General features: G+C 49.5%; 21 protein-coding genes, 2 tRNA genes and 1 pseudogene. 20 read left to right on the forward strand and 4 right to left on the reverse strand.

Going from position 1 to position 19,519, the window contains the following annotated elements:
- The 10 genes and pseudogenes from ACTHSP_RS03120 to greB all read left to right on the forward strand — a co-directional run.
- Positions 1-162, forward strand: a pseudogene (locus ACTHSP_RS03120) (16S rRNA (adenine(1518)-N(6)/adenine(1519)-N(6))-dimethyltransferase); the annotation flags it as partial.
- A gap of 61 nt (positions 163-223) precedes the next feature.
- The gene (locus ACTHSP_RS03125; RefSeq protein WP_440345623.1) at positions 224-493 is read left to right on the forward strand and encodes a hypothetical protein; all 270 of its coding nucleotides are present in this window, start codon (positions 224-226) and stop codon (positions 491-493) included.
- Entirely contained in the window at positions 493-1,221 is a 729-nt protein-coding gene (locus tag ACTHSP_RS03130) for an amino acid ABC transporter ATP-binding protein (protein WP_003747231.1), read from the forward strand. The genes ACTHSP_RS03125 and ACTHSP_RS03130 overlap by 1 nt, the downstream gene beginning before the upstream one ends.
- Before the next feature lie 63 nt (positions 1,222-1,284).
- A complete protein-coding gene (locus ACTHSP_RS03135) occupies positions 1,285-1,644 on the forward strand; it encodes a hypothetical protein (protein WP_003747228.1) in 360 nt (119 codons plus the stop codon).
- A 4-nt stretch (positions 1,645-1,648) separates the two neighbouring features.
- Positions 1,649-2,101 carry a protein YgfX gene (locus tag ACTHSP_RS03140; protein WP_314513282.1) on the forward strand — a complete coding sequence of 151 codons (453 nt, stop codon included), beginning with the start codon at positions 1,649-1,651 and terminating at the stop codon, positions 2,099-2,101.
- Positions 2,102-2,139: 38 nt separating this feature from the next.
- The gene (gene folC / locus ACTHSP_RS03145) at positions 2,140-3,423 is read left to right on the forward strand and encodes a bifunctional tetrahydrofolate synthase/dihydrofolate synthase (protein ID WP_314513280.1); all 1,284 of its coding nucleotides are present in this window, start codon (positions 2,140-2,142) and stop codon (positions 3,421-3,423) included.
- A 13-nt stretch (positions 3,424-3,436) separates the two neighbouring features.
- Positions 3,437-4,594: a cell division protein FtsN gene (ftsN, locus tag ACTHSP_RS03150; RefSeq protein WP_314513278.1), complete on the forward strand. Its 1,158-nt coding sequence runs from the start codon at positions 3,437-3,439 to the stop codon at positions 4,592-4,594.
- Positions 4,587-5,120: a CvpA family protein gene (locus tag ACTHSP_RS03155; protein ID WP_314459564.1), complete on the forward strand. Its 534-nt coding sequence runs from the start codon at positions 4,587-4,589 to the stop codon at positions 5,118-5,120. Before ftsN ends, ACTHSP_RS03155 begins: the two co-directional genes overlap by 8 nt.
- Positions 5,121-5,272: 152 nt before the next feature.
- Positions 5,273-6,817 (forward strand): amidophosphoribosyltransferase, encoded by a 1,545-nt coding sequence (gene purF / locus ACTHSP_RS03160; RefSeq protein ID WP_314513275.1) that lies wholly within the window; start codon positions 5,273-5,275, stop codon positions 6,815-6,817.
- 74 nt (positions 6,818-6,891) lie between these two features.
- Positions 6,892-7,383, forward strand: coding sequence for a transcription elongation factor GreB (gene greB / locus ACTHSP_RS03165; RefSeq protein WP_314513274.1), 492 nt, complete (start codon positions 6,892-6,894; stop codon positions 7,381-7,383).
- Between the two features lie 87 nt (positions 7,384-7,470).
- On the opposite strand, the gene plsY is transcribed toward greB, so the two are convergent.
- Complete coding sequence (gene plsY / locus ACTHSP_RS03170; RefSeq protein ID WP_314513272.1) at positions 7,471-8,082, reverse strand: glycerol-3-phosphate 1-O-acyltransferase PlsY; 612 nt, start codon at positions 8,080-8,082, stop codon at positions 7,471-7,473.
- A 57-nt stretch (positions 8,083-8,139) separates the two neighbouring features.
- On the opposite strand from plsY, the gene folB reads away from it, so the two are divergent.
- The 3 genes from folB to ACTHSP_RS03185 all read left to right on the forward strand — a co-directional run bounded on the left by folB (position 8,140) and on the right by ACTHSP_RS03185 (position 9,806).
- On the forward strand, positions 8,140-8,490 hold the full coding sequence (folB, locus tag ACTHSP_RS03175; protein ID WP_314513270.1) for a dihydroneopterin aldolase: 351 nt from the start codon (positions 8,140-8,142) through the stop codon (positions 8,488-8,490).
- Positions 8,491-8,536: 46 nt separating this feature from the next.
- Entirely contained in the window at positions 8,537-9,184 is a 648-nt protein-coding gene (locus ACTHSP_RS03180; RefSeq protein ID WP_314513268.1) for a nuclease-related domain-containing protein, read from the forward strand.
- Positions 9,185-9,269: 85 nt separating this feature from the next.
- Positions 9,270-9,806, forward strand: coding sequence for an NUDIX hydrolase (locus tag ACTHSP_RS03185; RefSeq protein ID WP_308881027.1), 537 nt, complete (start codon positions 9,270-9,272; stop codon positions 9,804-9,806).
- 70 nt (positions 9,807-9,876) lie between these two features.
- Here ACTHSP_RS03185 and ACTHSP_RS03190 read toward each other — a convergent pair whose 3' ends face one another.
- Together ACTHSP_RS03190 and ACTHSP_RS03195 are read right to left on the reverse strand one after the other, a co-directional pair.
- Positions 9,877-10,515 (reverse strand): alpha/beta hydrolase, encoded by a 639-nt coding sequence (locus tag ACTHSP_RS03190; RefSeq protein ID WP_107737581.1) that lies wholly within the window; start codon positions 10,513-10,515, stop codon positions 9,877-9,879.
- Positions 10,516-10,554: 39 nt separating this feature from the next.
- Positions 10,555-11,349 carry a polyamine aminopropyltransferase gene (locus tag ACTHSP_RS03195; RefSeq protein WP_070592056.1) on the reverse strand — a complete coding sequence of 265 codons (795 nt, stop codon included), beginning with the start codon at positions 11,347-11,349 and terminating at the stop codon, positions 10,555-10,557.
- A gap of 215 nt (positions 11,350-11,564) precedes the next feature.
- Between ACTHSP_RS03195 and ACTHSP_RS03200 the strand changes: the two genes are divergently transcribed.
- From ACTHSP_RS03200 to ACTHSP_RS03225, 6 genes are all read left to right on the forward strand, one after another.
- Positions 11,565-11,640: transfer RNA gene (locus tag ACTHSP_RS03200), tRNA-Thr, on the forward strand.
- A 36-nt stretch (positions 11,641-11,676) separates the two neighbouring features.
- A tRNA-Thr gene (locus ACTHSP_RS03205) sits at positions 11,677-11,752 on the forward strand.
- Between the two features lie 127 nt (positions 11,753-11,879).
- Positions 11,880-12,671, forward strand: coding sequence for a 3-methyl-2-oxobutanoate hydroxymethyltransferase (panB, locus tag ACTHSP_RS03210; protein ID WP_440345624.1), 792 nt, complete (start codon positions 11,880-11,882; stop codon positions 12,669-12,671).
- Between the two features lie 119 nt (positions 12,672-12,790).
- Complete coding sequence (gene panC / locus ACTHSP_RS03215) at positions 12,791-13,627, forward strand: pantoate--beta-alanine ligase (RefSeq protein ID WP_285069873.1); 837 nt, start codon at positions 12,791-12,793, stop codon at positions 13,625-13,627.
- 88 nt (positions 13,628-13,715) lie between these two features.
- Positions 13,716-16,316, forward strand: coding sequence for a DNA mismatch repair protein MutS (gene mutS, locus ACTHSP_RS03220; protein WP_440345625.1), 2,601 nt, complete (start codon positions 13,716-13,718; stop codon positions 16,314-16,316).
- Between the two features lie 37 nt (positions 16,317-16,353).
- Positions 16,354-17,205 (forward strand): DUF5672 family protein, encoded by an 852-nt coding sequence (locus tag ACTHSP_RS03225; RefSeq protein WP_314513040.1) that lies wholly within the window; start codon positions 16,354-16,356, stop codon positions 17,203-17,205.
- Between the two features lie 43 nt (positions 17,206-17,248).
- Here the strand turns inward: ACTHSP_RS03225 and ACTHSP_RS03230 are convergent, their stop codons facing one another.
- On the reverse strand, positions 17,249-18,082 hold the full coding sequence (locus ACTHSP_RS03230) for a DUF4198 domain-containing protein (protein ID WP_314513038.1): 834 nt from the start codon (positions 18,080-18,082) through the stop codon (positions 17,249-17,251).
- A gap of 386 nt (positions 18,083-18,468) precedes the next feature.
- Between ACTHSP_RS03230 and ACTHSP_RS03235 the strand changes: the two genes are divergently transcribed.
- The gene (locus ACTHSP_RS03235; RefSeq protein WP_314513044.1) at positions 18,469-19,518 is read left to right on the forward strand and encodes a sulfate ABC transporter substrate-binding protein; all 1,050 of its coding nucleotides are present in this window, start codon (positions 18,469-18,471) and stop codon (positions 19,516-19,518) included.
- Position 19,519: the final 1 nt, after the last annotated feature.

Below are 19,519 nucleotides of genomic sequence, written 5' to 3' on the forward strand. Positions count from 1 at the left end.
GCTTTCCATCAACGCCGCAAAACCATACGCAATAATTTGAAGGAACTTGCCGGCGATGATGACTTGCAGGCAGTCGGTATCAATCCGCAGGACAGGGCAGAACACATTGCCGCAGAGAAATATGTGGAATTGAGCAATTATCTGGTTCAAAAGGCCGTCTGAAACAGTGATGGCAATTTTTAAGCAACCTCCTATTCAATGGAGGTTTCTAGGTGATTCATATTTGTGGCGCGAGTTGGCGCAGTATTTTTCCTGTAAGGATATGCCGCCTGAGCGGCACCGTTTTGAAGCGGCAATTATCGGCGCAGTCTGGGTATTGACCGGGCATCGTCTCGATAGGGAAGAGCAATTTAAAGTCAATCGGTACAATCAAGGCGGAATCTCCTGCGGCATAGTCAGTTGCCGCTTTTGGCTGGAAACGGCCATTCCTTTGCTTTGGCAGCGGCAAACGCAACTCAAGCCCCGAAAATTTTGGCAGTTTGGAAAGAAATAATGATTAAATTCAAAAATGTACACAAACATTTTAAAGATTTGCACGTTATCAACGGCGTGAATCTGGAAGTCAAACAAGGCGAAGTGGTCGTTGTATGCGGTCCTTCAGGCAGTGGCAAATCGACGCTGATTCGTACGGTAAACCAACTCGAGCGCATTGAAAGCGGCGAGATTTGGGTGGACGGCATTAATGTTGCCGATCCGAAAACCGATTTGAACAAAGTGCGCGAAGAAGTGGGCTTTGTGTTCCAAGGGTTCAATCTGTATCCGCATTTGACTGTCTTGGAAAATATTATTCTTTCTCCGATGAAAGTGAAAAATCAAAGCCGTGAAGAGGCGGAAAAGAAAGCGATGGAGCTTTTGGAACGCGTCGGTTTGGCGCATAAAAAAGACGCGCTGCCCGGTCAGCTTTCTGGCGGTCAACAGCAGCGTGTCGCGATTGCACGCGGTTTGGCGATGGAGCCGCGCGTGATGTTGTTTGACGAGCCGACTTCCGCGCTTGACCCTGAAATGGTCGGCGAAGTATTGAAAGTGATGAAAGACTTGGCGGAAAGCGGCATGACCATGATGTGTGTAACCCATGAGATGGGTTTTGCGCGCGAAGTCGCCGACCGTGTGATTTTTGTCGATAAAGGCCAGATTCTGGAAGATGAAACGCCGGAAGAGTTTTTTACCAATCCGAAACACGAGCGTGCCAAACAATTCCTGCAACAGGTGATGACACATTAAACTCGGGCCGTCTGAAATTTCAGACGGCATGATCGGTTTGAATGATTTTGAAAGTTGAAAATAATGTATTTTGTTGACCGTACTGCTGTTGTGCTGAAGCCGACCGCCCGTTTTTTGGAATGGCTGAAATCCGCCGATGAAAATATGCCTGACCTGACCGTCGAGCAACTGCGCACTAACTGCTCCGTATTCCTTGTGCCGCAATTTGACGAACCCGAATCCGTCATTTCTTATTTTGACGAACGCTACCAGCAGATTTTTGAAGCCGAATTGGCAGGATGGGACATCGATAAAAGCAAATGGCCGCAAGACATGAGTTTGAAGGCTTTTTGGGAATTTTTCGATACCGAAATCCACGATATGGTTTTGGATATGGAAGAGGCGGAATTGAACATTACGCCTGTTTTCGACAATATGATGTAAAGCCGTGAGAAGTTTTCAGACGGCCTTAAAGCCTTCGCGTTCTTTGAAAATTCTGATTGTCTTCTTACACCTTTCGGCGTTGGCCTTATGCCTTATCGAGTTTTACGGCTGGATGACGTGGCTGGGTTTGGCGGCGTTGGCCGGCAGTTTTGCCTATGCTTGGCGCAGCGTTAATTTTCAGACTCAAAATGCGGTCAGAAAAATCATCATCGACCGCCAATACCGTGCGACGGTTTACTTGAATGATGAGGAAGAGGGAAGAAGCGCGGTTTTGCAAGACAGCAGTATGTTGACGGTTTATGCTTTGTTTTTGCAATGGAATGTTGACGGAAAAATGGTTAAACACTGCATCTTGCCTGATATGGCCGACCGCGATGCCTACCGCCGTCTGAAAGTATGGGCACGCTGGTGTCGGGAAAAAGAAGACAAAGCAGAACTTGCGGCAGATATGGATTAAACGGCTGTTTCAGACGGCCTTTTGAAGCGATAAATACAATGAAAACATTACAAGACTGGCTTTCTCATTTGGAGACTGCCCATAGTTCCGGCCTTATCGATATGGGCTTGGAACGCGTGGGAGAAGTGAAAAAACGCATGAATTTGGTGCCGCAATGTCCTGTCGTCGTGGTGGCGGGTACAAATGGCAAAGGCTCTGTATGCGCCTATTTGTCGCATATTTATAAAGAAGCCGGTTTTAAAGTCGGTACGTTGACCAGTCCGCATCTTCTGCGTTACAACGAACGAATCGCCATCAACACTCAGCCGGTTTCAGATGAATTGATTGTTTCCTCATTTGAGCGTATCGAAGCGGCGCGCGGCGAAATTTCTCTGACGTATTTTGAGTTTAATGCTTTGGCTGCCGTCGATATTTTCATGCATGAAAATGTGGACGTAATGATTTTGGAAGTCGGTTTGGGCGGACGATTGGATGCCGTGAATGTATTCGATGGCGACTGCTCGGTTGTCACCAGCGTGGATTTGGACCATCAGGCCTTTTTGGGCGATACCGTCGAGCAGGTCGGTTTTGAAAAAGCCGGAGTGTTCCGTAGCGGCAAACCAGCCGTGTGCGGCCAGAATCCTGCGCCTGAATCATTGGTCAAACACGCAGAAGAAATTGGCGCAAAACTGTTGATGGTCCAGCGAGATTTTGATTTTGCGTCAATGGAAAGCGTACAGTGGAACTACCGCTTCCATCCGCAATCTTCAGACGGCCAAAGCCGTAACCGCAATTCATTGCCGTTTCCTGCTTTGCGCGGCGCGTATCAGTTGTCCAATGCTGCGTGTGCACTGACTGTTTTGGAGTGTCTGAATAATCAGTTGCCCGTTGACATCGGCGCGATTAAACGCGGTTTGCTGTTGGTTGAGAATCCTGGACGTTTCCAAGTTTTGCCCGGCCGTCCGCTGGTGGTTTTGGATGTCGGCCACAATCCGCACGCAGCCCGTGCTTTGCGTCGCAGCCTGATTAACCTTGCCTTTGCCCAAAAACGTACCGCCGTATTTAGTATGTTGTCTGACAAAGATATTGACGGCGTGCTGGAAATCGTTAAAGACCAGTTTGACGAGTGGAATATCGCGCCTTTAGATGTACCGCGCGGCATGACTGTGGAGGCTTTGCAGGCCAAATTGGCAGAACACGGCATCGACAATGTAAATGTTTTTGAAACCGTCGCCGCAGCCTACCGCGCTGCTTTGGCGAAAGCAACCGAAAATGATAGAATCGTTGTTTTCGGCTCATTCCATACTGTTGCCGATGTAATGGCTGTTTTGAAAGAACACTAACGAGGAAATTATCATGTCCGACAATAAACAAAAAGAAACTCCAAACGGATACGATTTAGACGGTTACGAACAACTCAAACGTCGCAACCGCCGTCGCTTGGTCTTGGCCTCCGGCTTGGTAGTGGCATCGGGTATGCTGTTCGGTCTGGCGCTGACTTCCGGCGACGATAAAAATTCACCGTTTAAAGAAGCGCCTGTCGGTCAGAGCCAAGTCAAAACGGCTGACGAGCCGAGCAAGGCTGTTGTTTTAGAGCCGAATAAAGAGGATGTCGCTGCTGCTGAGGAGGCTGCCCGCCATGCGGATGCCGAAGCACCAAATAAACCGCAAAATGCAGGCGACGAAGAAGACAATGCACCGGTTGAAGTATTGAAGCCAAACCGTGAATCTGCTCCCGAGGATGTTGGCGAGCCGTTGGTTTTGATCAACGATACTTTGGATGACGGTAATATTAAAGGTTTGGAAGAGTCCGAACGGATTCAACGAGCTGAGGCTGCCAAACGTGAAGCTGCGGAGCGCCGAGCCGAAGAACGCCGCCAACGTCAGGCTGAGCAACGTGCTGCTGCGGCCCGTAAAACACAAGCCCAACAGGAAGCTGCTGAGAAAGAAAGCGCATTGGCAGCTAAAAAACGCGCACTTCAAGCGCGTGCTGAAAAAGCAGAGCGTGAAGCTACTGCCGAACGCAATAAATTGGCACAATTGGAAAAAGCAGAGAAAGCCATTGCCGAGCGTAAATCTGCCAAAAACAGCAAAGACAGTAAAGACAGCGTAAAAGACAAGGCAGAACTTGCTAAGAAAGCAGAAGCCAAAGTTGAAAAACCAAAAAATGAAAAGGCTAAACCAGAAACGGCCAAAGCAGAAAAGGCCGATAAGGTAAAAACTGCCGAGAAGTCGTCTGAAAAAGCCAAACCTAAAGCTGAAAAAGAAAAAGCAGAAGCCAAGCCTGCTAAAAAAGCCGCTATTCAGGCTGGTTATGCTGAAAAAGAACGCGCGCAGAGCCTGCAACGTAAAATGAAAGCCGCAGGTATCGATTCGACCATTACTGAAGTGATGACCGATAAAGGTAAGGTATATCGCGTGAAATCAGCCAGTTATAAAAATGCACGCGATGCAGAGCGCGATTTAAATAAATTGCGTGTACATGGCATTGCCGGTCAGGTGACCAGTGAGTAATTTGCCTGTTGCCGATTTGTTGGCTGCTGCCGTCATCGTCATCTGCATCATTATCTCGTTGACACGGGGTATTATTGCCGAAGCAGGGGCGATGGTGGCCTGGGTGGTATCGTTTATTGCAGCCAGAACGCTCGCCGTGCCGTTTGCCGATGTGGTCTTTAAATCGGTTGAGCCGCATTCCTTGGCGGTTGCCATGGGTTTTGCCGCTGTGTTTTTTCTGGCGTGGCTGTTGCAAAAACTGGCACGGTCGCTGTTGAGTAGTTTGATGTCTGCCGTTGGTTTAGGAAGCATTAACCGTTTGCTTGGCGGTGTATTTGGTGCAGTGAAAGGTGTGATTTTGGTGACACTGGCAGTGATGGTTTTTTCACACACTGATTTGCCGAAAACGGAAGAGTGGCAAAGTTCACACACGATTCCGTATTTTGAATCACTGGCCGATGCTGCGATGCCTTATCTGCCTGGAAAAGATAGCGCAATGCCCCATCTTTCTGGTAAAGCAGCTGAAGTTGAAGAATTGGATGATTGAGTTTGACGGATTCAGACGGCCTATGGTTCGTCTGAATCCGCTTTTATTTGCGTAAATTTGACATCATATTGTCAACAATTTGAGCAAACTCATCTAAATTATTTTATAATGGCGGCTTACCCATTTAATCTTCAAACTCGGAGAAGCACGATATGTGTGGTGTATTAGGTTTGGTTAGTCATGAGCCGGTCAATCAGATGTTGTATGATGGTTTGCAGATGTTGCAACACCGTGGTCAGGACGCAGCAGGTATTGTTACTGCCGAAGGCAATATATTTCATATGCACAAGGGCAAAGGCATGGTGCGCGAAGTGTTCCGTACCCGTAATATGCGCGACTTGGTCGGTAATGCAGGCATTGCACATGTCCGCTATCCGACTGCAGGCAATGCGGGCAGCAGCGCAGAAGCCCAGCCGTTTTATGTCAGCTCCCCATTTGGCATTGTTTTGGCACACAATGGTAATCTGACCAATACTGAAGAGCTCTATGAAAACGTATGCAACAAACACCTGCGCCACGTTAATACCAGCTCCGATTCTGAAGTCCTACTCAATGTATTTGCGCACGAATTACGCCGCGAAGTCTCTAAAAATACAGCCCCTTATCAACTTACCATCGACAATATTTTCAACGCCGTTTCCGAAGTGCACCGTTTGGTGCGCGGCGCATACGGCGTAGTAGCCATGATTGCAGGATACGGCATGCTGGCTTTCCGAGATCCTTTCGGTATCCGTCCGTTGGTTTTGGGTTCGCAAATTGACGAATCCGGCAAAAAATCTTATGCTGTTGCCTCCGAATCCGTTGCCTTTAATGCACTTGCCTATGATTTGGAACGCGATATCCAGCCGGGCGAAGCCGTATTTATTGGTTTTGACGGCACGATTATTTCCCGTCAATGCAGCGAGAAAGCCAAATTAAGCCCTTGTCTTTTTGAATATGTTTATTTTGCCCGCCCAGACTCCGTCATCGATGGCGTTTCCGTTTATCAGTCCCGTATGGATATGGGCGTATCTTTGGCAGAAAAAATCAAACGCGAGCTGCCTGTCGATGATATCGATGTCGTGATGCCGATTCCCGATACCAGCCGACCCAGCGCGATGGAGCTTGCCGTTCATCTCGAAAAACCTTACCGCGAAGGTCTGATTAAAAACCGCTACATCGGCCGCACCTTTATTATGCCCGGCCAAGCAACACGCAAAAAATCAGTACGCCAAAAACTCAGCCCGATGGAAACCGAGTTTAACGGCAAAAGCGTTTTATTGGTGGATGATTCCATTGTACGCGGTACGACCAGCCGTGAAATCGTCGAAATGGTACGCGCGGCAGGCGCACGCAAAGTTTACATTGCTTCTGCCGCTCCTGAAGTACGCTATCCGAATGTGTACGGCATCGATATGCCGACTCGTGAAGAACTGATTGCAAACGGCCGCAGCGCGGCAGAAATCGCAGCCGAAATTGGCGCGGACGGCATCGTCTTCCAAAACTTAGAAGACTTGGAAGCAGTAGTCAAAGCACTCAATCCAAAAATTGAATCCTTTGATTCCTCATGTTTTAACGGTGTTTATCAAACCGGCGATATCGATGAAGCATATCTGAACCGCCTCTCTACCGAAAAATCAGGTTGTGGCGGCTTGAAAGTACATCCAAGCAAAATGGAACACAGCATCAGTATCAGCGATAGCGATGATGAAGAATAAAGTAAATTGACTTACAATAAAGGCCGTCTGAAAATTAACGTTCAGACGGCCTTTAATTATGTTTTAGACACATCATGAGTACCGAAACCAAAAATTACATCACGCCTACCGGTTGGCAGGCATTGAAAGACGAACTGTATCATCTGGTCAACAAAGAACGCCCGGAAATCGTCCAAATCGTTAACTGGGCGGCAAGCAATGGAGACCGCAGCGAAAATGGCGACTATCTTTATGGCAAACGCCGTATGCGCGAAATTGACCGCCGTATCCGCTTCCTAACCAAACGCTTGGAAGCCGCCGTCGTCGTCGACCCTGAAGCGCGCGAAGCCACGGACCAGGTTTTTTTCAGCGCCACCGTTGGCTTATTGCGCGGAGATGGTCGTGAACAAACCGTCAAAATTGTCGGCATAGATGAAATCGATACCGCTAAAAACAAAATCTCATGGATTTCCCCTTTGGCGCGCAGCCTGATTAAAGCACGCGAAGGTGATGAAGTTGTCTTGAATACTCCGGAAGGGCGTGAGGTTATAGAGATTCTGTCGGTGGAATATATTAAAATTGACTGATTACGCGTGAATAAAACGAGTGAAACTACAAAAGGCCGTCTGAAAAATATACTTTCAGACGGCCTTTGATTGATTGTATCTACGTTTTTAAGATTTTCCGGCTTTATCTCCGATTTTGCTTTCTTTGCCTTGAATCAGGTTTTGAATATTGCTTTTATGGCGGTATAACACCAATGCAGCAATGAATACGGTTGCCCATGCCCAAGAGGCGTGTGGCATCATGAAGAAGGCGAAGATGGGGGCGCAGACGGTGGCGACCAGTGCGGCGAGGGAGGATACTTTGAAACCGAACGCTATGACCAGCCAAATCAAGGCGCAGAGCAGGGCGGTTGCGGGGGAGAGGGCGAGCAAGACGCCCAATGCGGTGGCTACGCCTTTGCCACCTTTAAAATTGAAAAATATTGGCCACATATGGCCGAACAATGCGGCAATCGCGACCAGGGCTATCGTTGCATCAGACAAATTTAAAGCATCTTGCAGGCAGCGCGCCAAGATGACGGCAACCAAGCCTTTTACTGCATCGCCGAGCAGGGTCAGTGCGGCCGCTTTTTTCTTACCGCTGCGCAAGACGTTGGTGGCACCGGGGTTGCCCGAGCCGTAAGTGCGCGGATCGTCCATGCCGTAATATTTTGATACGATGACGGCAAAAGACAGGGAGCCGATAAGATAGGCGGCAATAATGGCAAGTACATTGAACATTTTGGGTGCTTTACTTAAAATGGGAACGGTAATTCTATCAAAAAAACGGACAGGCAAATGGATAAAATCTTTTTGTACGGCATGAAGGCCGATACTTTAATCGGCGTATATGATTGGGAACGCGAGCGTAAACAGACTTTGATTTTGGATTTAGAAATCAGTGTTCCTGAGCGTACCGGCACGCGCGACGATATCGGTGACACCATTCATTATGGCGAAGTATGCGAAGTCGTACGCCGCAGCCTTGCCGAACAGGATTTTTTACTGCTGGAAACTTTGGCGGAACATATCGCCCAATTGATTTTAAATGATTTTGGTGCGGTCAAAGTACGCGTACGTATTGTGAAACCGGGTATCTTGCCCGATGTTGCGCAGGTCGGTATTGAAATTGAACGCACTCGGGAATAAACCATAAGTATATAAATTTTTAGTTTTAAATAAAAAAGAAAACGTCATGATTGAACAAATATTGGGAAGTATGTCAGGTATATTTTGGATTTTTCTGATCATTATTCCTTTGCTTTTATTAAAAGCACTGCTGAAAAATCCTAAAATAAAGGGAAGCTTGGGGGAAATAGCAGTTCGTTCTGCAATTGGAAAAAATTTAGATGAGAAAACTTATTTTGAGTTTCACGATTTAATTATTCCATCTCGAGATGGTACGACACAAATTGATCATATTTATGTCTCAATCTTTGGGATATTTGTGATAGAAACTAAAAATTACACAGGTTGGATTTTTGGTAGTGAAAAGCAATCTAAATGGACGCAAATAATCTATAAACAGAAACATTATTTTCAAAACCCGTTGCGTCAGAATTATGCTCATATCAAAGCATTGTCAGAACTATTGCAATTTCCTGAGGAGAAGTTTCATTCAATGGTAGTTTTCTTAGGTGATTGTGAGTTGAAATCGAAAATGCCACCAAATGTTTGCCGTATTAGGCAGGCGGCGGCTTATATTAAGAATTTTCAGACGGCCTTATTGCTTCCTCATGAGGTAGAGGCAATAGTTGCTGTATTGTCTTCAAGTGACTACCAAGCAAATAGTGAAAAGCTGCGAACACATACGGAGCGTTTGCAACAACGACATCAGCGGTAACTATTAGAAAAGTCATCCTCTGAGTTTATTTCTGTAAAATTTCAGACGGCCTTTAATATTTAATAATTTGGAAATGAGGTAAAAAATGGATTTGAAAGAAACTAAATTAAGCAGCGAGCCAATCTACGAAGGTTCTTTTGTTACTATCAGCCGCGATCGGGTTCGCCTGCCCAATGGCAACGAAAGCCAACGGGTTGTGATCCGTCATCCGGGTGCTGCGTGTGTATTGGCGGAAACGGAAGATGGAAAAGTTGTTTTGGTACGGCAATGGCGTTATGCCGCCGATCAGGCGACGTTGGAATTGCCGGCGGGTAAATTGGATGTGGCGGACGAAGATCCTGCCGAATGCGCTTTGCGTGAGTTGGCGGAAGAAACGCCATATGTCGCCGACAGTGTCAAACTGTTGTACTCCTTTTATACTGCAGTCGGTTTTTGCGATGAAAAAATGTATCTCTACCAAGCGCAAGGCGTGCGTTTGGGTAGTGAATTGAGCAATGATGAGGATGAAATTACTGAAACCGTCTTGATGAGCAAGGAAGAAGTACGCGCTGCATTGGCAAACGATGAAATCAAAGATGGTAAAACTTTGATTGGTTTGCAGTATTGGTTGACTCAGAATTGATATGTTAAGATACAAACAAGGCCGTCTGAAAAAGCTTTCAGACGGCCTTGTTTTATTTTGTAGCCGGATTTTAGCCTAATAAAGCCGGTGCAAACCGTGTGATTGTATCGCGTAAAACGATGAGTTTGCCGTGGAAGAAGTGGGACGAGCCGGCAATGGTTACAACCGGCAGGCCTTGTGGTTCTGCCCATGTCAGGGCTTTGTTGATTTCGACAACTTCGTCTTCCGCGCCATGAATCATCAATGTTTTGGCGACATCGGGAACGTCGGATGGTTCCGGGCGGTCGGTGTAGTGATGGACGGCTGCGCCCATCAGCAACAGCAAATCAGGCGTGCGTTCTTGGGCGGCAAAGGTGGAAACGTAGCCGCCGAATGAGAAACCTGCCAGGGCGAATTGCGGTGCGTCTGGATGTTGTGCGCGGGCGTAGTCGATAACGGCAATACAGTCTTGCGTTTCGCCGCGGCCGTAATCGTGCTCGCCTTCGCTATTGCCTACGCCGCGCAAATTGGGCAGGTAGCAATGGAAACCGAGTTGGCTGAGGGCTTTGGCGGCGGTTTGGATGACTTTGTTGGTGTTGGTGCCGCCTTGCAGGGGATTGGGGTGGTTGATGACGGCAACGCCGCGGGCAGATTCTTGTGTGCTTGGCAGGTAGATGGTTTCTAGCAAACCGGCCGGGCCGGGGATTTGAATGATGTCGGGTTTGAGCATGGGTGTGTCCTTGTTTATTTTCAGACGGCCTGAAACGGTTTACAGATAAAAATTCTTGCCGTTGTTTTGATTGTTGGCTTTCAAATCAGCAAGCATTCGTTTGAAGTCCAAGCCGTATTTTTCGCTTAATTTTTCGGCGCGTTTTTTCAGGTTGTCGAGATTTTGCTCTTTGGGGCTGCTTTGGAATGCCATGACTGCTACGTTGCCGTGGCTTTCGGCAGGCAGCTCGAGCACGCGGCCGTCAAAGACGTTGAGCAGGCGTTCGACAAAGCGTTGATAACGCTGGTCGCCGCTCCACCAGTTGGTGACAAATACACCGTCTGGAGAGAGGGCGTTGCGGCAGTCTTGGAAGAAGGGCTCTTCCACTAAAGCATCGATAATCTGTTCGCCGTCAAAACCGTCGACCAAAATCACATCGGTATTGTGGCGGAACACTTTAATATATTCCGCGCCATCCGCCTCGATAATTTCAAAATTTTCGCCTTCGTGCGGCAATTCAAACAGACTGCGTGCCACGGCGATGACTTGCGGATTGATGTCCACGGCGGTTTGCTTGGTGTGGGGCAGATAGCTGTCTATCCAACGGGCAAACGATCCGCCGCCCAAGCCGATTTGGGTGATGTGTTTGGGCGGGGTTTCTGCAAACAGCAGCCAACCCATCATGGCGCGGCTGTACGACAACACCAGCTCGGACGGATGATCGACATTCATGGAGCTTTGAATGGTGTCGCTGCCCAAGTGCAGGGAACGAATATTGCCTTCTTCGGAAATGCCGACTTCGGGCAGATGGGATTTGGCTGGGCGCAGGCGGCGGTAAGGATGGCGGGGTGGCATGGGTGCAGACGAAAGATGTAAAAGGCGTTATTTTAACAGAAACAATGATGTTTTGCGCTGGGGCGGTTTTCAGACGGCCTTTTAGCGTGTTGGATGGAAAGATAAGGCGTGTATTTAATTTTCTTTAAAATCATTGGTTTTTATAATTTCGTGAGTAACTTTGTTTTAAAATGCTTGCCAAGATGGGAACTTATCGGCATAATGCCGACTTCCTTGCCGGTATAGCTCAGTTGGTAGAGCACCTGACTTGTAATCAGGGGGTCCCGAGTTCGACTCTTGGTGCCGGCACCAGTTAAAGACTGATGGTGCCGCAAGGCATTTCAGTAAGCCGGTATAGCTCAGTTGGTAGAGCACCTGACTTGTAATCAGGGGGTCCCGAGTTCGACTCTTGGTGCCGGCACCAATTAAAAGCCCGATTGTGAAAGCAGTCGGGCTTTTTGCTTATGCTTTGATATTTTAAAAGCAGACCTTATAATACCGCGTTTCCATTTATAACAAAGGGCTGCCCGTCGGGCGGAACACACAACACCATGATTACCGTAAACACTTTGCAAAAAATGAAAGCAGAGGGCGAGAAAATCGCCATGCTGACCGCTTATGAATCCAGCTTTGCCGCACTGATGGACAATGCCGGCGTAGATGTATTGCTGGTCGGCGATTCTTTGGGCATGGCGGTGCAAGGTCGTCAGTCCACTTTGCCGGTGAGCTTGCAGGATATGTGCTACCACACTGAATGTGTGGCTCGCGGTACTAAAAATGCCATGATTGTCAGCGACTTGCCGTTTGGCGCGTATCAGCAGAGCAAAGAGCAGGCATTTGCGGCGGCGGCCGAATTGATGGCGGCTGGCGCGCATATGATCAAACTCGAAGGCGGCGTCTGGATGGCGGAGACCACTGAATTTCTGCAAATGCGCGGTATCCCTGTTTGCGCCCACATCGGCCTGACCCCGCAATCCGTGTTTGCATTCGGCGGCTATAAAGTTCAAGGTCGCGGCGACAAGGCGGAAGCGTTGCTCAACGACGCTAAAGCGCATGATGCGGCAGGTGCGGCAATCGTATTGATGGAATGTGTTCCTGCAGAGTTGGCGAAAAAAGTGACTGAGACCGTTTCTTGCCCGACCATCGGTATTGGCGCGGGCGTGGATTGCGATGGTCAGGTTTTGGTGATGCACGATATGCTCGGCATTTTCCCCGGTAAAACCGCCAAATTCGTGAAGAACTTTATGCAGGGTAAAGACAGCGTTCAAGCTGCGGTCAAAGCCTATGTGGACGAAGTCAAAGCAAAAACGTTCCCTTCTGTCGAACATACGTTTGCCGGATAAAATAAAAACCAGGCCGTCTGAAACTTATTTCAGACGGCCTTTTTAATGAATAAAAGCGTATAATCGGCGCGTGATTTCCGTTGATGAAACAGCGGAAAAGATAAAGGATTTTTCAAACCATGCAAATTATTCATACGATTAAAGAATTGCGCGAGTGGCGCAAAACTGCCGGAAAAGTGGCATTTGTGCCGACCATGGGCAATCTGCACGAAGGCCATCTTGCGCTGGTGCGCGAAGCAAAAAAACGTGCCGATAACGTTGTGGTCAGCATTTTTGTCAACCGTCTGCAATTCGGACAAGGCGAAGATTTCGACAAATATCCGCGCACTTTGCAACAAGATGCCGACAAATTGGCAGGCGAGGGTGTTGCCGTCGTGTTTGCACCTGATGAAAAAGAGCTGTATCCGAATGTGGAGCAGCGTTTCAATGTCGAGCCTCCGCACCTGCAAAACGAATTGTGCGGCAAATTCCGCCCAGGCCATTTCCGCGGCGTTGCGACCGTTGTGACTAAGTTGTTCAACATTGTTCAACCCGATACCGCCTGTTTCGGTAAAAAAGACTATCAGCAGCTGGCGATTATCAAAGGCTTTGTCGAAGACTTGAATTTCAATATCGAAATCGTCCCGGTCGACACCGGCCGCGCTTCAGACGGCCTGGCACTTTCCAGCCGCAACCAATATTTGAGCGAAGCAGAGCGCGCAGAAGCGCCACGCCTCTATCAAGAGTTGCAAAACATTGCCGCCGCCCTGAAAAACGGCAATCGGGATTACGCCCAGCTTGAGGCCGAATGTATCCGCCGTTTGACTGATGCTGGCTGGGTGGTTGATTACGTTGAAATCCGCCATGCACACAGTTTGGCAGTGGCTCATGTTGGCGATAAAGAATTGGTAGTGCTTGCCGCCGCCCGTTTGGGTACCACGCGCCTGATTGATAATTTGGAAGTGGCTTTGGCTTAAAACCAAGCTACTGTTAAAGGCCGTCTGAAACCTGTTTTTCAGACGGCCTTTTGTTACAATAACGCTTTTGCGTTTCTAAGGCTTTTCCATGTCCAAACCCACCGTTTCCCCGATGATGCAGCAGTATCTCGCCATCAAATCGCAACACCCCGATAAGCTGGTGTTTTACCGCATGGGCGATTTTTACGAGCTGTTTTTGGATGACGCGGTGGAAGCGGCGAAGCTGTTGGACATTACCCTGACCACGCGCGGGCAGATGGACGGCGTGCCGATTAAGATGGCGGGCGTGCCGTTTCACGCGGCGGAGCAGTATCTGGCGCGACTGGTGAAGATGGGCAAAAGCGTGGCAGTGTGCGAGCAGGTGGGCGAAGTCGGCGCGGGCAAAGGGCCGGTGGAGCGCAAAGTCGTGCGCATCGTAACGCCCGGCACGCTGACCGACGCGGCGTTTTTGGAAGACAAGGAAACCAACCGCATTGTGGCGGTGAACGCGGATAAAAAACACATCGCCATCGCGTGGGCTTCTTTGCAAAGCGGCGAATTCAAAACCAAGCTGACGACGGCGGACAAACTTGCCGACGAGCTTGCGCGTTTGCAGGCGGCGGAAATCCTGTTGCCCGAAGGCAAAAGCCTGCCTAATGGGTTTCAGACGACCTCTGCCAACATCACGCGCCTGAACTCGTGGCAGTTTGCCGCCGACGCCGGCGCGAAATTGTTGACCGAATACTTCGGCTGCCAAGACCTGCACGGCTTCGGTTTGGACGGCAAGGAACACGAAGCCGCCGTCGGCGCGGCGGGCGCGCTGTTGAACTACATCCGCCTGACGCAAAACCTGATGCCGCAACACTTAGACGGCATTTCGCTCGAAACCGACAGCCAATATATCGGCATGGACGCCGCCACGCGCCGCAATCTCGAAATCACGCAAACCCTCTCCGGCAAAAAATCGCCGACCCTGTTTTCCATACTCGACGGCTGCGCCACCCACATGGGCAGCCGCCTCTTGGCACTCTGGCTGCACCACCCCTTACGCAGCCGCGCCCACATCCGTGCTCGCCAAAAAGCCGTTGCCGCGCTGGGTTCACAATACGAAGCCCTGCAAGGCCGTCTGAAAAACATTGCGGACATCGAACGCATCGCCGCCCGCATCGCCGTCGGCAACGCCCGTCCGCGCGACCTCGCCGCCCTGCGCGACAGCCTGTTTTCCCTGAATGAAATCGAATTGTCCGCCGAGGGTAGTAGTCTCTTAGAAACCCTCAAAGCTGTTTTCCCCGAAACCCTGCCCGTTGCCGAAACCCTCAAAGCCGCCGTGATGCCCGAACCTGCCGTCTGGCTCAAAGACGGCGGCGTCATCAACCAAGGCTATTGCGCAGAACTCGATGAACTGCGCCACATCCAAAACCACGGCGACGAATTCCTGCTCGACCTCGAAGCGCGCGAACGCGAACGCACCGGCCTCTCCACCCTCAAAGTCGAGTTCAACCGCGTCCACGGCTTCTACATCGAGCTATCCAAAGTCCAAGCTGAACAAGCGCCCACCGACTACCAACGCCGCCAGACCCTGAAAAACGCCGAACGCTTCATCACCCCCGAACTCAAAACCTTCGAAGACAAAGTCCTGACCGCGCAAGAGCAGGCATTGGCATTGGAAAAACGCCTGTTTGAAGCCCTGCTGAAAGAAGTTCAGACGGCCTTGCCACAGCTTCAAAAAGCCGCCAAAGCCGCCGCCGCCCTCGACGTACTCTCCACCTTCGCCGCCACCGCCGCCGAACGCGGCTTCGTCTGCCCCGAGTTCGCCGACTACCCCGTCATCCATATCGAAAACGGCCGTCATCCCGTCGTCGAGCAGCAAGTGCGCCACTTCACCGCTAACCACACCCGCCTCGACCACAAACACCGCCTTATGCTTTTAACCGGTCCCAACATGGGCGGCAAATCCACCTACATGCGCCAAGTCGCCCATATTGTCCTCATGGCGCACACCGGCAGCTTCGTGCCTGCCGATTCAGCCCAAATCGGCCCCGTCGACCAAATCTTTACCCGTATCGGCGCATCGGACGATTTAGCTTCCAATCGTTCGACCTTCATGGTCGAAATGAGCGAAACCGCCTACATCCTCCACCACGCCACCGAGCAATCCCTCGTCCTCATGGACGAAGTCGGTCGCGGCACTTCGACTTTTGACGGCCTCGCCCTTGCCCAAGCCATTGCCGAACATTTGCTGCAAAAAAACAAATCCTTCAGCCTCTTCGCCACCCACTATTTCGAGTTGACCAAACTGCCCGAAGCCCACGCAACAGCAGTCAACATGCACCTCTCCGCGCTTGAGCAAGGACAAGACATCGTCTTCCTCCACCACATCGAACCCGGCCCCGCCAGCAAAAGCTACGGCATCGCCGTCGCCAAACTCGCCGGCCTGCCCAACCGCGCCCTCAAAGCCGCCCAAAAACATCTGGACGAACTCGAAGCCCAAGCCGCCGCCAACCGTCCGCAGCTGGATATTTTCAGCGCCATGCCGTCTGAGAATGGGGCAGATGAGGAAGGGAAAGAACAAGAAGTTGAGCCTGTTGATCATTTGCAGACCAATGAATTGACTGAAGCTTTGGCGCAAATCCAGCCAGACAACCTCACGCCGCGCGAAGCCTTGGATGCCTTGTATCGCTTGAAAGATATCTGCAACAAGGTGTCGTAAATAACTCAAAGGTCATCTGAAACAGGGAAATATATTAATGAGTTTTGCTGACATTACCGTGGTTGGTATTACCGGTGCAGATTCTTATACCGAGGGCACGATGTATGCCGTTGCCCGCAGTTGCGCCGAATTGCCCGGCAGCCGCGGATTGCTGATCAGCCCGAGCTGTCCGCAAGGTTTGCCGGAAAATATCCTGCATCAGCCTTGCCGGCCATTCGGTTATTTGGAATACAATCTGTTTGTTTTGTACCAACTGATGTATTACATCGATACTGATTATTGTTTGATCGTTCAAAATGACAGCTGGGTGTTGAACGGTCAAAACTGGCAGGATGCCTATTGGGAATATGACTACATCGGCGCACCTTTGTCGCTTTTGTTGGAAACTGAAGCAGACGGGCAGTTTTTCCTGAAGGGAACAGACCAATATTTGGCCAAACAACATCTAATTCAGACTTCTCCGAATTTGGACGAGCCACAGAACGGCGGTTTCAGCCTGCGCAGCAAGCGGCTTTTAACCATGCCGCGACAGCTGGGCTTAAATGTAGAAATCCGGCCACCTTTGCCGCCGGAAGACGGAAAAATTGCCAGTATGGAATGGCTGGTGCGTCTGCACCACGAGGATATGTTTTTGACGGCGCAACACCGTTATACATTGCAGGACTTGGGTCTGAAATTCGCGCCTCCGAATATTGCGACGCAATTTTCTTCAGAAGTACCGTTTATCAATCAAATGAGGAATGTCCCTTTAGAGCGCGTCTTCGGGGCGCACTGGATGGGAAGTGTGGTTTTGATCGGCTGCAACCGTGTCCGTTTTGCCCAATTAAATGGTGATGAGTTGGAAACATTCTCCCGTTTTTTTAGAAATTTGGGTTATGAATTAGAATAAATGAAGGCCGTCTGAAAGTTCAGACGGCCTTTTTTAATGACTGTTAATGATGATGGTGGGCATGGCGTGCGGCTGCGCGTTTGGTACCAACAGGCACAATCAGCGTTGCGTAAGTATTGTCTTTCTGACATACGCTTTTATCGCCGTAATCGGTCTCGTTCACCACTTTGATTTTCCACAAACCGTCAATCAGCGTAATCACATTGACCACGCCGTTTTTATCGGTTTTGCCGGAGAAGCCTTGAGGCTCGCGGTGGTCATGGGTTGATTCCAAGTCCATTTCCGCCAAAGTGTCCGAGCTGGCGGTAACGGTGGCTTTAACCAAAGGCTCGCCTTTGTACAGGACTTTGACCGGCAAAATACCGCCGGCTTTGACTTCGTTCGGATTTTTCAGCGGAACCAGTTCCAGCTCTTGGCCGATAGGGCGGGTCAATACCGCTTCATCGACTGCGCCGTTGCCCACTTGGACGAAACTCTTGCCGAACATTTGCGATTGTTCGCAATAGGTGGCACCGGCCAGCTGTTTCAAGGTTTGCTGTTTCCAGCCGTCTTGGTTTTTCGACCAGAAAGTCGGTTGGTAGGTCGCGCTGACCCAGTAGGAACCTGCGGGCAGGGCGGCTTTGGAAACGTATTGATAGTTTTCGCCTTTATTTACCAAATCAACGGTTTTCTTTGAGCTGCCGGTCAATTGCAGCGGTTTGAAAATATGCACGCGGTCATCGGCGATTTTTTCGACATTGGGGAAGTCGTGGCTGTAACCCAAATCCGCATGCAGGATTTGGCCGGCAGGCTGATGTGTCGGTGCAGCCACCCAAACATCGTGCGCCTGCGCCGCTGCGCCCAATCCCAGCAATCCTAAAAGCATCCATTGTTTCATAGTTTCTACACTCCATTTTTTGTTGAATGAAAGGCCTTGTATTTTGGCGAGTAGAAACATTACTCTTATTTGCATTTTTTGTAAATAATAAGAACTATATTTTTTAATTATAAATAATTATTTATATTGGATTTTCAGACGGACTGACGTATTGGGTAATGCTGTTTGCAACGTATGTTTATCCTGTGTAAATAGTTTTTTTAATCTTTATCTAATTAATTCATATACAATTTATTGTGATGTTTATCTGAGTGGGCATTTTTTCCCGACTTCAGCCCGGATTGTATATAACCAAAACTGATAAACGCGAAAGCAAACATTATTTCCAGTTTGCATCCAATCCCGATAAAGTGCTCCCATATTTTCAACAGGAGCCGACCATGAATATCCGTACGCTTTCTTTTGCCGCTTTGACCGCCGCGCTGGCTTTGAGCGCGTGCTCGCCAAAAGCCGAACAATCCGCCGACAATGCTTCCAAAGCTGCTGAAGGTAAGGGGGGCGAAGTCAAATTGCTGAATGTCTCCTACGATGTCGCCCGTGATTTTTATAAAGAATACAATCCTTTATTTGTCAAAGAATTTGCCGCAAAAAACGGTGGACAGTCGGTTGAAGTCCAACAGTCGCACGGCGGCTCCAGCAAGCAGGCTTTGGCTGTTGCCAATGGTTTGGCTGCCGATGTGGTGACAATGAATCAGACTTCCGATATCGAGCTTTTGGTGAAAAAAGGTTTGGTCAAAGCCGATTGGAACACACGTCTGCCGGATAATGCCGTGCCTTATACCAGCAACGTCGTTTTCTTGGTACGCAAAGGTAATCTGAAACACATCCAAGACTGGGGCGATTTGGCCAAAGACGGCGTGCAAATCGTTTTGGCCAACCCAAAAACCACCGGCAACGGCCGCTACGCCTTTTTGGGTGCGTACGGTTATGGTTTGAAAGTGAATAACGGTGATGAAGGCAAAACCAAAGATTTTGTGGCCGCATTGCTGAAAAACACACCTGTGTTTGAAAACGGCGGCCGTGCGGCGACGACGACCTTCAGCCAACGCCATATCGGCGATGTCTTGGTTACCTTTGAAAATGAGGCCAACTACGTCAGCAAAAAGCTGACCCAAGACCAATTTGAAATTGTTTATCCGAGCTACACCATTCTTTCCGAAGCACCGGTTGCCGTCGTGGACAGCGTAGTCGACAAAAAAGGCACACGTGCCGCTGCCGAAGCCTATCTGCAAAACCTCTGGAGCGAACCGGCCCAAGAGTTGGCCGCTAATCTTTACTTGCGTCCGCGCAATGCCGAAGTATTGGCGAAACACAAAGCCGATTTCCCTGAGATTGAGACGTTTAATCCGAATGAGAAATTTGGCCCGTGGGAAGAAATCATGAAAAAATTCTTTGCCGACGGCGGATTGTTTGACCAGCTTTCCGGTAAAAAATAAG

Source organism: Neisseria sp. P0001.S005 (genome assembly GCF_051963715.1).

Coding starts and splice junctions, on each gene's coding strand:
- ACTHSP_RS03130 (WP_003747231.1), top strand. CDS start 493: ATGATTAAATTCAAAAATGTACACAAACATTTTAAAGATTTGCACGTT.
- ACTHSP_RS03135 (WP_003747228.1), top strand. CDS start 1,285: ATGTATTTTGTTGACCGTACTGCTGTTGTGCTGAAGCCGACCGCCCGT.
- folC (WP_314513280.1), top strand. CDS start 2,140: ATGAAAACATTACAAGACTGGCTTTCTCATTTGGAGACTGCCCATAGT.
- ftsN (WP_314513278.1), top strand. CDS start 3,437: ATGTCCGACAATAAACAAAAAGAAACTCCAAACGGATACGATTTAGAC.
- purF (WP_314513275.1), top strand. CDS start 5,273: ATGTGTGGTGTATTAGGTTTGGTTAGTCATGAGCCGGTCAATCAGATG.
- greB (WP_314513274.1), top strand. CDS start 6,892: ATGAGTACCGAAACCAAAAATTACATCACGCCTACCGGTTGGCAGGCA.
- plsY (WP_314513272.1), bottom strand. CDS start 8,082: ATGTTCAATGTACTTGCCATTATTGCCGCCTATCTTATCGGCTCCCTG.
- folB (WP_314513270.1), top strand. CDS start 8,140: ATGGATAAAATCTTTTTGTACGGCATGAAGGCCGATACTTTAATCGGC.
- ACTHSP_RS03180 (WP_314513268.1), top strand. CDS start 8,537: ATGATTGAACAAATATTGGGAAGTATGTCAGGTATATTTTGGATTTTT.
- ACTHSP_RS03185 (WP_308881027.1), top strand. CDS start 9,270: ATGGATTTGAAAGAAACTAAATTAAGCAGCGAGCCAATCTACGAAGGT.
- ACTHSP_RS03190 (WP_107737581.1), bottom strand. CDS start 10,515: ATGCTCAAACCCGACATCATTCAAATCCCCGGCCCGGCCGGTTTGCTA.
- ACTHSP_RS03195 (WP_070592056.1), bottom strand. CDS start 11,349: ATGCCACCCCGCCATCCTTACCGCCGCCTGCGCCCAGCCAAATCCCAT.
- panB (WP_440345624.1), top strand. CDS start 11,880: ATGATTACCGTAAACACTTTGCAAAAAATGAAAGCAGAGGGCGAGAAA.
- panC (WP_285069873.1), top strand. CDS start 12,791: ATGCAAATTATTCATACGATTAAAGAATTGCGCGAGTGGCGCAAAACT.
- mutS (WP_440345625.1), top strand. CDS start 13,716: ATGTCCAAACCCACCGTTTCCCCGATGATGCAGCAGTATCTCGCCATC.
- ACTHSP_RS03225 (WP_314513040.1), top strand. CDS start 16,354: ATGAGTTTTGCTGACATTACCGTGGTTGGTATTACCGGTGCAGATTCT.
- ACTHSP_RS03230 (WP_314513038.1), bottom strand. CDS start 18,082: ATGAAACAATGGATGCTTTTAGGATTGCTGGGATTGGGCGCAGCGGCG.